The 10,362-nt window shown below is 65.8% G+C and carries 12 protein-coding genes; 8 read left to right on the top strand and 4 right to left on the bottom strand.

Annotation, left to right across the window (positions count from 1 at the left end):
- From ACE3SN_RS14165 to ssb, 3 genes are all read left to right on the top strand, one after another.
- Positions 1–269 (top strand): ferrous iron transport protein A (locus ACE3SN_RS14165; RefSeq protein ID WP_374531075.1); only part of this gene is annotated, 269 nt, incomplete at its 5' end.
- A 1-nt stretch (position 270) separates the two neighbouring features.
- Positions 271–2,112: a ferrous iron transporter B gene (locus ACE3SN_RS14160; protein ID WP_374531073.1), complete on the top strand. Its 1,842-nt coding sequence runs from the start codon at positions 271–273 to the stop codon at positions 2,110–2,112.
- Between the two features lie 18 nt (positions 2,113–2,130).
- A complete protein-coding gene (gene ssb, locus ACE3SN_RS14155) occupies positions 2,131–2,664 on the top strand; it encodes a single-stranded DNA-binding protein (RefSeq protein WP_374531071.1) in 534 nt (177 codons plus the stop codon).
- Position 2,665: 1 nt separating this feature from the next.
- Here ssb and ACE3SN_RS14150 read toward each other — a convergent pair whose 3' ends face one another.
- The gene (locus tag ACE3SN_RS14150) at positions 2,666–3,181 is read right to left on the bottom strand and encodes a DUF177 domain-containing protein (RefSeq protein WP_374531069.1); all 516 of its coding nucleotides are present in this window, start codon (positions 3,179–3,181) and stop codon (positions 2,666–2,668) included.
- The gene (locus ACE3SN_RS14145; RefSeq protein WP_374531067.1) at positions 3,178–3,696 is read right to left on the bottom strand and encodes a ubiquinol-cytochrome C chaperone family protein; all 519 of its coding nucleotides are present in this window, start codon (positions 3,694–3,696) and stop codon (positions 3,178–3,180) included. The genes ACE3SN_RS14150 and ACE3SN_RS14145 overlap by 4 nt, the downstream gene beginning before the upstream one ends.
- A gap of 162 nt (positions 3,697–3,858) precedes the next feature.
- On the opposite strand from ACE3SN_RS14145, the gene ACE3SN_RS14140 reads away from it, so the two are divergent.
- The 4 genes from ACE3SN_RS14140 to ACE3SN_RS14125 are packed head-to-tail and all read left to right on the top strand — an operon-like array spanning position 3,859 to position 6,460.
- Complete coding sequence (locus ACE3SN_RS14140; protein ID WP_374531066.1) at positions 3,859–4,344, top strand: outer membrane protein assembly factor BamE; 486 nt, start codon at positions 3,859–3,861, stop codon at positions 4,342–4,344.
- A 36-nt stretch (positions 4,345–4,380) separates the two neighbouring features.
- Positions 4,381–4,938, top strand: a complete 558-nt coding sequence (gene hslV / locus ACE3SN_RS14135) for an ATP-dependent protease subunit HslV (RefSeq protein ID WP_374531064.1) — start codon at positions 4,381–4,383, stop codon at positions 4,936–4,938.
- Positions 4,939–4,943: 5 nt separating this feature from the next.
- Positions 4,944–6,245 carry an ATP-dependent protease ATPase subunit HslU gene (hslU, locus tag ACE3SN_RS14130; protein ID WP_374531062.1) on the top strand — a complete coding sequence of 434 codons (1,302 nt, stop codon included), beginning with the start codon at positions 4,944–4,946 and terminating at the stop codon, positions 6,243–6,245.
- A 14-nt stretch (positions 6,246–6,259) separates the two neighbouring features.
- Entirely contained in the window at positions 6,260–6,460 is a 201-nt protein-coding gene (locus ACE3SN_RS14125) for a DUF1737 domain-containing protein (protein WP_374531060.1), read from the top strand.
- Between the two features lies 1 nt (position 6,461).
- Here ACE3SN_RS14125 and ACE3SN_RS14120 read toward each other — a convergent pair whose 3' ends face one another.
- On the bottom strand, positions 6,462–8,285 hold the full coding sequence (locus ACE3SN_RS14120) for an ABC transporter ATP-binding protein/permease (protein ID WP_374531077.1): 1,824 nt from the start codon (positions 8,283–8,285) through the stop codon (positions 6,462–6,464).
- A 41-nt stretch (positions 8,286–8,326) separates the two neighbouring features.
- The gene (locus ACE3SN_RS14115; RefSeq protein WP_374531059.1) at positions 8,327–9,232 is read right to left on the bottom strand and encodes a retroviral-like aspartic protease family protein; all 906 of its coding nucleotides are present in this window, start codon (positions 9,230–9,232) and stop codon (positions 8,327–8,329) included.
- A gap of 127 nt (positions 9,233–9,359) precedes the next feature.
- On the opposite strand from ACE3SN_RS14115, the gene ACE3SN_RS14110 reads away from it, so the two are divergent.
- Complete coding sequence (locus ACE3SN_RS14110; RefSeq protein ID WP_374531057.1) at positions 9,360–10,283, top strand: hypothetical protein; 924 nt, start codon at positions 9,360–9,362, stop codon at positions 10,281–10,283.
- Positions 10,284–10,362: the final 79 nt, after the last annotated feature.

The raw sequence follows: 10,362 nt of genomic DNA, 5'->3' as shown, positions 1-10,362 counted from the left end.
GGCAGCGCGATTTCATGAACATCGACACCCTTCCTATCGGCCAGCGGGCCCGCGTCATTGCGGTGGACTGGTCGATGCTTGCTCCCGACGAGGCGCAGCGCTTGCAGGCGCTGGGCATCGATGTGGGCGCGCGCGTGGCGGTGGCGCATCGTGGGGTTTTTGGCGGACGCGATCCGATCGCTCTCACGGTCGGGCGGATGACGGTGGCGCTGCGCCGTGCCCATGCCCGCGCCATGGCGGTCGAGCCGCTGGTTCCTGCGGGCAGCTAGGATGACCCAACTGCGCAGCGCCGCGCTGGTCGGCAATCCCAATGCTGGCAAGAGCGCCCTGTTCAACGCGCTGACCGGCGCGCGTCAGAAGATTGCGAATTATCCTGGCGTTACCGTTGAACGCAAGGCGGGCCGGCTGGCCTTGCCGAGCGGCGAAGTAATCGAACTTACCGACCTGCCGGGCAGCTACAGCCTGACGCCGACCAGCCCGGACGAGGAAGTGACCCGCAAGGTCATCCTGGGTGAACAGGAAGGCGAAGCCGCGCCGCAGGTGCTGGTCGTCGTGCTCGACGCCTCGAACCTCGAACAGCACCTTGTCTTTGCGCAAGAGGTGATCGCGCTGGGCCGCCCGACCGTGGTGGCGCTCAACATGCTTGACCTGGCCGAGCGCGACGGCCTCGTGATCGATCCGGCGGCGCTCGAACAGGCGCTGGGCGTGCCCGTAATCCCGACTGTTGCCGTGCGCCGCCGCGGCCTGGCCGAACTGGCGCTGGCGATCGGCGCCGCCGAAGCACGCAGCGCCGAACATCACCGTCCGCATACCACGCTTACCGAGCGCCGGCTTACCGCCCATGCGATTGCCGATGCCGCGATCCTTTCGGAAACGACCCGCCACCGCCTCCATGCGCGGCTTGACCGCTTGCTGCTCAATCCATGGATCGGGCCGGTCGTGCTGTTCGCGCTGCTGTTCGCGGTATTCCAGGCAGTGTTTACTGGTGCAACGCCCTTTGCCGATGCCTTGCAGGCCGGGGTTGACTGGCTCAGCGCCAAAGTTCGCGCCGATGTGCCGCCGTCGCTGCTGCGCGACTTGCTGACCGACGGGGTGCTGGCCGGGGTCGGCTCGGTGGTCGTGTTCCTGCCGCAGATCGTCATCCTGTTCTTCTTCATCCTGTCGATGGAAGCCTCGGGCTACATGGCCCGCGCGGCCTTCCTGATGGACCGGCTGATGGCTGGCGTTGGCCTGTCGGGGCGCAGCTTCATTCCGCTGCTGTCCAGCTTCGCCTGCGCCGTGCCGGGGATCATGGCAACGCGCTCGATCTCGGACCCCAAGGACCGGCTGACCACGATCCTGGTCGCGCCGCTGATGACCTGCTCGGCGCGGCTGCCGGTCTATGCGGTGATCATCGCGGCCTTCATTCCCAATACCAGGGTGCTGGGGCCGGTGGGCCTGCAAGGGCTGGTGCTGCTCGGGCTGTATGTAGCGGGCATCGTTGCCGCGATGCTGGCCGCGCTCGCGCTGCGCCGTACCGTAACCAAGGGATCGGCAAGCGGCTTCATCATGGAACTGCCCAAGTATCAGCTGCCGCGCGCGAGTGATCTGCTGCTGGGGCTTTGGCAGCGCTCGTGGATCTTCCTGCGCCGCGCCGGGACCATCATCCTGACGGTCACCGTGGTGCTGTGGCTGCTGCTCAATTTCCCCCGGGCGGGCGAGGGGCAGGATCAGGTCGATGCCTCCATTGCGGGGCACATCGCCAATGGCCTCGGCGCTGTGGTCGAGCCGATCGGCTTCAACCGCGACATCGCGCTCGCGCTGATCCCGGCAATGGCCGCGCGTGAAGTGGCGGTCAGCTCGCTTGCCACCAGTTACGCCGTTTCCGCCAGCGACGAGAACGCGCAGAGCGCGGCCCTGGGTGAACGGCTGCGCCACAACTGGAGCCTGCCAACAGCGCTGGCGTTCCTCGCCTGGTTCGTCTTCGCGCCCCAGTGCATGAGCACCATTGCCGTCACCCGGCGCGAAACAAACGGGTGGAAATGGCCCGGCTTCATGTTGCTCTACCTGTTCGGATTGGCCTACGTCTTCGCGGGAATCACCTACTGGAGCGCAGTCGCTCTGGGTTTGTAGTCCGCGAGAGGGAAGTTAATGGCAGGCAGCGTCAACAAGGTCATCCTGATCGGCAATCTTGGGGCCGATCCGGAAGTGAAGTCGTTCCAGAACGGCGGGCGCATTGCCAACCTGCGCATCGCGACGTCCGAAAGCTGGAAGGACCGCCAGACCGGCGAGCGCAAGGAGCGCACCGAATGGCATAGCGTCGTGATCCAGTCCGAAGGGCTGGTCGGCGTGGTCGAACGCTACCTGCGCAAAGGCAGCAAGGTTTACATCGAAGGCAGCTTGCGCACCCGCAAGTGGCAGGACCAGTCGGGCAATGACCGCTACACCACCGAGATTTCGGTTGGCGGCGCGGGCGGTGTGCTGACCATGCTCGACGGCGCGCCGGGCGGCGGCGGCGCGGGCGGCGGCCAGCGCGGCGGCGGCGGCGAATGGGGCCAGACCGGCGGTTCCTCGGGCGGCAGCTATGGCGGCGGCAAGAGCGGCGGAAGCGGCTTTGGCGGCGGTGCGGGCGGCGGATCGGGTGGCGGCTTCGGCGACGACCTCGACGACGATATCCCGTTCTGAGCTAGTCCAGCTGCTTCTTCAGTGCCGCCAGTGCGGCGAACGGCCCGGTCTGATCGGGCTCCAGCAGCCCGGCCTTGCGCCGGGCTTCTTCGGCCTGCGGTCCCTCGGCAAAGGGATCGATCGCCAACGCGAGACTCTGCGCCAGTGCTTCGCCCAGGTCGAAGCGGCCCTCGGCCTCCATCTCGATCTCGTCGAGCTCGTCGGCGTCCAGTTCGACTTCCTCATCCGGATTGTGCGCGGTGCCAGGCGGCACGAAGCGCAGCGCGACCGGTTCGTCGACCTTGACGGGCAGGTCCTCGCCCGAGACCGCGCAGCTTTGCACGATCGCGGCCTTGATGCGGCCATCGGCGCGCACCACCGCGCCTTCCGGGGTCAGCGTGATCGTGGCGGTCAGGCTGTCCACCCGCACCAGATCGAACCGCCCCGCCAGCGCGGCGCATTCCTCGGCGCTGGCTTCCAGCACCTGGGGCTCCGCCGGCAGGTGGCGCAGGTCGTAAGGGCGGGAAAACTCACTCATCGCGTGATCTTTCCGGCGAGCAGCGCGGCATTGTCAAGCGCGGTGAGGCTTGCCGCCAAGGCGCGCAGGCGCGCGGCGACCGGGGCGGGCGAGGCGCCCTCGTTCAAGCTCACGTTGCGCTCTATCGCGCCTTCCAGCGCGGCGTCATGATCGCTCGCCAGGCCATCGCGATAGGCGCCCAGCCGCCCGCCCAGCGTCGACATCAGACGGCCGATGTGCTTGCCCACCACCATGTCGCCCACGCCGCTTTCGCGCAGCTGGCCGTCCATGTCCTCGACGAACAGTTCGGTCAGGCGCGCGAGCGGCTGGGCCAGGGCGGGATCGCCTTCCATGCGGATCAGGACTGCCGAAAGCACAAGAGTGATCGTATCGAAGCGACCTGCAACGGTATCGGCAATGCCGCAATCGGCATACCACTGCTTTTCGCGCGCGATCTCCACCACGCGGTGCCACAGCCCGCGCACCTCGGCGCGGTCATCGGTGCGGGGACCAAACAGGCGGGAAAGCAGCGACATGGTGTGCAGGTTCCTTCGTTCAGCGGGGATTAAACGCAATTGCCGCAAGCGGCCAGCCCAGCGCCCATTGCGCGGCGCGCGAAGGGGGCTTAAGGCTCGGGGGCGATAAAGGACACGAGGCTGCGGGGCAATGCCCGGTGTGCCTGACGGAGCAAGTGCAAGATGCGGGTTACGGTAAAGATCACGCGCGGTGTAGCGATCGGGGCAATGCTGGTGGCAGGCCTGTCGGGCTGCGCTTCGATCAAGGACCACCGTGGTTACCTCGTCGACGCCGCGCTGCTCGATTCGGTCGCGCCGGGCGTGGACAATCAGGCTTCGGTCGAACGCACCCTGGGCCGTCCCACCTTCGTCAGCCAGTTCGGCGCGAAGGACTGGTACTATGTCTCGACCAACACCCGCCAGGCCGCCTTCACCCGTCCGCGCGCCAAGGACCAGCTACTCATCAAGGTGAGCTTCGACGACAAGGGCAACGTCACTGCCGTTCAGCGTTCGGGCATGGAAAAGGTCGTCAATCTCAACCCCGATGGTGACAAGACGCCGACGCTGGGCCGCGACCGGTCGTTCCTCGAAGACCTGTTCGGTAACATCGGCACGGTCGGCGCGGCGGGCATGGGCAACCAGGGTGCCGGCGGGCCGAACGGCAGCTAACTTGAACCCACCGGGATCGACCATATATCCCGGAGCATGAGCAGTTCACACGAAAGCCACGGCCTGGTGCAGTGGCACGGCACAACCATCATCGGCGTGCAAAAGGGCGGGCGCACCGTCATTGCCGGGGATGGTCAGGTTTCCATGGGCAACACGGTGATGAAGCCGAACGCGCGCAAGGTGCGGCGGATCGGCGACGGCAGCGTCGTCGCGGGATTCGCGGGCGCTACCGCAGATGCCTTCACCTTGTTCGAACGGCTCGAAAAAAAGCTCGAACAACATCGCGGCCAACTGATGCGCGCCGCCGTCGAACTCGCCAAGGACTGGCGCACCGACAAGTACCTGCGCAATCTTGAAGCCCTGATGATCGTGGCCGACAAGGAAACGATGCTGGTGCTGACGGGCAATGGTGACGTGCTGGAGCCCGAAGGCGGCATTGCCGCGATCGGTTCGGGCGGAAACTACGCGCTCGCCGCCGCCCGTGCGCTGACCGATTACGAACAGGACGCGGAAAAGATCGCCCGGCGCGCCATGCAGGTTGCCGCCGAAGTCTGCGTTTTCACCAACGACCGCGTGACGCTGGAAGAAGTCTGATCCCGATGAACGACAACCTCACCCCCAAGGCGATCGTCCGCGCGCTCGACGAACACATCATTGGCCAGGCCGAGGCGAAACGCGCCGTGGCCGTGGCCCTGCGCAATCGCTGGCGCCGCCAGCGGCTTGGCGCGGAACTGCGCAACGAGGTGACGCCCAAGAACATCCTGATGATCGGGCCGACCGGCTGCGGCAAGACCGAGATCAGCCGCCGTCTGGCCAAGCTCGCCGATGCGCCGTTCGTGAAGGTGGAGGCGACCAAGTTCACCGAAGTCGGCTATGTCGGCCGCGATGTGGAGCAGATCGCCCGCGATCTCGCCGAAGAAGCGATCCGCCTTGAAAAGGACCGCCGCCGCGAAGCCGTGCGCGAGGCCGCCGAAAAGGCCGCGATGGACCGGCTACTAAAGGCGCTGGTCGGTGACGGCGCTTCGGAGGCGACCCGCGAAAGCTTCCGCCAGCGGATCGAGCAAAAGGCGATGGACAGCGTCGAGGTCGAGATCGAGGTGGAAGACAGCCCGATGGGCGGCATGGAGATCCCCGGAATGCCCGGCGGGATCGGCATGATCAACCTGGGCGACATGATGTCAAAGGCGATGGGCAAGCAGAACCTCAAGCGCCGCAAGCTCAAGGTGCCGGATGCCTGGACCAAGCTGGTCGACGAGGAATCCGAACGCCGCATGGACCAGGACGATGTCGCCCGCGTTGCGCTCGCCAATGCCGAGGCCAACGGGATCGTCTTCCTCGACGAGATCGACAAGATCGCCGTGTCCGACGTGCGCGGCGGTTCGGTTTCCCGCGAAGGCGTGCAGCGCGATTTGCTGCCGCTGATCGAGGGCACGACGGTGGCCACCAAGTACGGCCCGATGAAGACCGACCACGTGCTGTTCATCGCAAGCGGCGCGTTCCATGTGGCGAAGCCCAGCGATCTCCTCCCCGAACTGCAGGGCCGCCTGCCGATCAGGGTCGAGCTTGCGGCGCTGAGCGAAGAAGACTTCGTGCGCATCCTCGGCGAAACGCGGGCCAACCTGGTACAGCAGTACAAGGCACTGCTCGAGACTGAGCAGGTGACGCTCGACATCACCGCCGATGCGATTGCCGAAGTCGCCAAGATCGCCGCGCAGGTCAACGAATCGGTCGAGAACATCGGCGCTCGGCGACTTCAGACTGTGATGGAAAAGCTGCTCGAAGACCTGAGCTTCGAGGCCGAAGACCGCACCGGCGAGACGGTGACGGTCGATGCCGCCTATGTCCAGGCGCGGTTGACGGGGCTGGCCAAGGACACGGATCTCAGCAAGTATATCCTCTGAACCGAGGATAGCCGATGTACCAGACCCCCGAAGACCGCCCGATCTACCGCCTGCTCACCGGCAAGGACGACCGCGCCTTTTGCGAGCGCGTGTCCGAGGCGCTGGCGCAGGGCTGGCGGCTCTATGGCTCGCCCACGCTGGCGTGGGACACGGCGGAAAACTGCATGAAGGCAGCCCAAGCCGTGGTCTGGCATGAAGCGGACGTGGTGAAGTAGGCTACTCCGCCGCTTCCGCAGCCTCCTCAACCGCCTCGGCCTGACGCGCCCACATTTCGGCATAGAGCCCATCACGGCGCAAGAGCTCTGCGTGGGTGCCGCTTTCAGCAAGCTGGCCGTCGTTAAGCACGAAGATCCGGTCGGCATCAGCAATCGTCGAGAGCCGGTGCGCGATGGAGAGCGAGGTGCGGCCCGTGCTGACCCGGTGCAGGGTGGCGAGGATGTCCTGCTCGGTGCGGGTGTCGAGCGCGCTGGTTGCCTCGTCCAGCAGCAGGATCGGCGGGTTCTTCACCAGCGTGCGGGCAATCGCCACGCGCTGCTTTTCCCCGCCGGAGAGTTTCAGCCCGCGTTCGCCCACCTCGGTGTCGAACCCCGCCGGCAGGCGTTCGATCAGGTCCATCAGGGCGGCCCCGCGCGCGGCCTCTTCGACCTCGGCCTGCCCGGCGCCGTCACGGCCATAGGCAATGTTGTAGCCGATGGTGTCGTTGAACAGCACCGAATCCTGCGGGACGATGCCGATGTGCTGGCGCAGGCTCGCCTGCGTCACTTCGCGGATGTCCTGCCCGTCGATCAGGATGCGGCCCGATTGCGGATCGTAGAAGCGGAACACCAGCCGCGCGATCGTGCTCTTGCCCGCGCCCGAAGGGCCGACGATGGCGACCTGCGATCCGGCCGGAACCTCGAAGCTCAGCCCTTTGAGGATCGTGCGGTCCGGCTCGTAACCGAACACCACGTTGTCGAACACCAGCGTCGGGCGGCTGACCACCAGCGCGGGGGCGCCGGGGGCGTCGGCGACTTCGACGGGGGTGTCGAGCAGGCGGAACATCTCGGCCATGTCGATCAGACCCTGCCGGATCGTGCGATAGACCATGCCCAGCATGTCGAGCGGGCGGAACAGCTGGGTGAGGAAGGTCTGCACGAAGACCAGCTGGCCCGCGCTGTAGCGGCCCTGCGCCCAGCCCCAGGTGGTATAGGCCAGCGCGCCGGCCATCAGCAGGTTCACCACCAGCGCCTGCGCGATGTTGAGCAGGCCGAGGCTGTTCTCGCTTTTGACCGCCGCCTGGGCATAGGCGCGGGTTGCCTGGGCATAGCGTTCTTCCTCGCGCGCCTCGGCGCCAAAGTACTTCACCGTCTCGTAATTGAGCAGCGAATCGACCGCGCGCGAGAGGGCCTGTCCGTCCAGCCGGTTCATCGCCTCGCGCAGGTGCGTGCGCCATTCGGTGATCGCGCGAGTGACATATATATAGGCCGCCACCGCCAGTGCGGTCGCTGCGACCAGTTGCCAGCCGAAATTGAGGTAGAAGATCACCGCCACGCCGATCAGCTGGATCACCGTGGGCGCGATGTTGAACAGCATGAAATAGAGCATCGTGTCGATGCTCTTGGTCCCGCGCTCGATCACCTTGGTCACTTCGCCGGTGCGGCGCGCCAGATGAAAACGCAGCGACAGGCGGTGCAGCCGGGCAAAGACGTTTTCAGCGAGTTGCCGGGTTGCGTCCTGGCCCACGCGCTCGAACACGATGTTGCGCAGGTTGTCGAACACCACCCCGCCGAACCGGCCCGCCGCATAAGCCAGCACATACAGCAGCGCGAAGGTCAGCACACGTGCGCCGGTGATGTTCATCGCATCGACCGCCCACTTCAGCAGATAGGGCAGCACGAACTGCGTCGCGGTTGAGAGCAGGATCAGACCGACCGCGGCAACGATCCGCACCCGCAGCGCCGGATTGTCGCGCGGCCACAGGTAGGGCAGGAAGCGGCTGAGCGTGCCCCAGCCATCGTGGCGGGCATTCTTGGAGGCGGCGGCTGGAACGTCTGGCGGCATTGCCCCCATGTAGGAGCCTGCCGCCAAAACGGAAGGGAAAGCTAGAACGCGTCCTTAGGCAGATCGAAATAGATGCGCCGGGTCGAGAAGTCGATCGCGACCCGATCGAGCGCCCGCAGATCGCGCATACCGAGCAGCAGCGCGGGCTTCTTGTCGAGCGCCATTGCGGTGAAGGCCGGCGTATCGGCATAAGCGATCAGTACATTGGCGAAGGTCACTTGGTCGATTTGCAGGGCGCGGGCAAAGCCCATGTCGGCGATGATCGACTGGCCGGTCACCGAATGGAGCGTTATCTGCCCGTGAACCGTGCGCTTTTCGAGGGCGCGTTGCAGCGCTCGATTGCCGACCGAGGTTTCCGAGCCGGTGTCGATCACCACGTTCACACGGACCCCGTCGATCGTGGCTTCGGTCATGATCAACTGGCCGGACTTGCGCCGCGCGGTGACGACGATTTCATAACCCGCGTTGCCGCCCAGCGCCTTGGCATCGTCAACCGCGATGAAGCCCTTACGAAAGTCGATCTGCACGCGCTGGCCCTGCAAGCTGTCGAGCCCCAGGATCCCGTCTGCGCCCATGTCCCCGCTTTCGAGCACGGGGGAGAGCAGCCCGTAATATGAGCGGCGCCCCAGATCGAGCTGTTCGATCTGCACCGTATCGACCTCGGTCGTTCCGGCCACGCCAACCAGGGTCGCCTTTGCCGAGGGCTTCAGGGCAAGCTGACTGGCCAGCCCGGTCGAGATGACCGTGTTTTGCGATCCGGTATCGATCATGAAGCGGAACGGGCCCTGTTCCTGCAGCCGTACCGGCACGGTCATGCGGTTATAGCCATCCTTGCCGATCGCGATCACGTCGACATCGGAGACTTGCTGAATGCCGTCCTGTCCTGCAAGCAGGGGCAGCGCTGCCATCAGCGGCAATAACGGCAGCAGCAACGGGTGCATCGCCATCGTTCATCCTTCCCGATTTCCCGTAACCATATCACGCGGACGCGGACTGGGCCATGTTGCCGGTCGATTGATCGGGCCACCGGTCGAGGTTTGCCTTTGTTTAAGGCGGTGCTGCTAGGGGGGCTCAATGGTTCAGTTGACCGACCGGATCGTTCGCCGCCTGCGCGAACTGCAGTTGATGCATGCCGCGCGCGGCATCCTGTCGACGGCGCCCATCGCCGCGCAGGATGATGGCGTGGTGCTGCTCTCGATGATCGGTACCCGGGTCCTGCTGCCCTATCTGCTTGCCGTCAAATCGCTCCATGCGCGGCTCGGGCGCGGGCGGATCGTGATCCTTGACGATGGGACGCTGACCCCGCGTGACAAGGCGGTGCTGGCGCATCATTGCGACCGGCCGCCGATCATTCCGATCGCTTCGGTCGATACCGGGCCTTGCCAGCGCGGCGGGACATGGGAGCGCCTGCTGACGATCCTCGATCTGCGGCGCGGCGCCTATGTTATCCAGCTCGATTCCGATGTGGTCGTGCTTGGGCGAGTCGACGAAGTGGCCGAGGCGGTCGCGGCTGGGCGCAGTTTTACCCTGCGCGGTGGGCCGGACAGCGAATTGCTTGCCCCCGCCGAAGTGGCAGCCTTCGCCCGTGCGCACATGGATGGCGGCGCGCCCCACATGCAATGGGTGATCGAGGCCGCGATGGAAAATGTGCGGATCGCGCCGCGCGACCGCGTTCGCTATGTGCGCGGCTGTTCGGGCTTTGCCGGGTTCGCGCCATCGGGCGAGGGCCGCCTGCTTGCCGAAGCCTTCAGCGCCGAGGCCGAGCGGCTGATTGGACTGCGCTGGCGGGAATGGGGCAGCGAACAGGTCACCTCGAACTTCGTGATCGCGAACGAGGCGGATCCGCTGATCCTGCCCTATGATCGCTATCTCAACTATTGGCAGCAAGACATTCCGGCAGATGCCGCGATCGTCCACTTCCTCGGCACCAACCGCTATCACGCCGGGCGCTATGCCGATGCGGCACGGCAGGTGATCGCCTCCCTGCCGCGCGGCTGAACCAATTGCGTCAGCGATTGCGGACGAGGCCGATCAGTTCCTCAAGCTGTCCGCGCGCGAAGACCAGCAGCCAGCCGCC

It is taken from the genome of Novosphingobium sp. (assembly GCF_041915465.1).
Classification (GTDB): Bacteria; Pseudomonadota; Alphaproteobacteria; order Sphingomonadales; family Sphingomonadaceae; genus Novosphingobium.
Note: the sequence above shows the minus strand (reverse complement) of the source record. Positions and strands in the feature narration are given on the sequence as shown.

What these genes read in the sequence shown, in the direction of transcription:
- ACE3SN_RS14160 (WP_374531073.1), top strand. Translation starts at nt 271, where the DNA reads ATGACCCAACTGCGCAGCGCCGCGCTGGTCGGCAATCCCAATGCTGGC.
- ssb (WP_374531071.1), top strand. Translation starts at nt 2,131, where the DNA reads ATGGCAGGCAGCGTCAACAAGGTCATCCTGATCGGCAATCTTGGGGCC.
- ACE3SN_RS14150 (WP_374531069.1), bottom strand. Translation starts at nt 3,181, where the DNA reads ATGAGTGAGTTTTCCCGCCCTTACGACCTGCGCCACCTGCCGGCGGAG.
- ACE3SN_RS14145 (WP_374531067.1), bottom strand. Translation starts at nt 3,696, where the DNA reads ATGTCGCTGCTTTCCCGCCTGTTTGGTCCCCGCACCGATGACCGCGCC.
- ACE3SN_RS14140 (WP_374531066.1), top strand. Translation starts at nt 3,859, where the DNA reads ATGCGGGTTACGGTAAAGATCACGCGCGGTGTAGCGATCGGGGCAATG.
- hslV (WP_374531064.1), top strand. Translation starts at nt 4,381, where the DNA reads ATGAGCAGTTCACACGAAAGCCACGGCCTGGTGCAGTGGCACGGCACA.
- hslU (WP_374531062.1), top strand. Translation starts at nt 4,944, where the DNA reads ATGAACGACAACCTCACCCCCAAGGCGATCGTCCGCGCGCTCGACGAA.
- ACE3SN_RS14125 (WP_374531060.1), top strand. Translation starts at nt 6,260, where the DNA reads ATGTACCAGACCCCCGAAGACCGCCCGATCTACCGCCTGCTCACCGGC.
- ACE3SN_RS14120 (WP_374531077.1), bottom strand. Translation starts at nt 8,285, where the DNA reads ATGCCGCCAGACGTTCCAGCCGCCGCCTCCAAGAATGCCCGCCACGAT.
- ACE3SN_RS14115 (WP_374531059.1), bottom strand. Translation starts at nt 9,232, where the DNA reads ATGGCGATGCACCCGTTGCTGCTGCCGTTATTGCCGCTGATGGCAGCG.
- ACE3SN_RS14110 (WP_374531057.1), top strand. Translation starts at nt 9,360, where the DNA reads ATGGTTCAGTTGACCGACCGGATCGTTCGCCGCCTGCGCGAACTGCAG.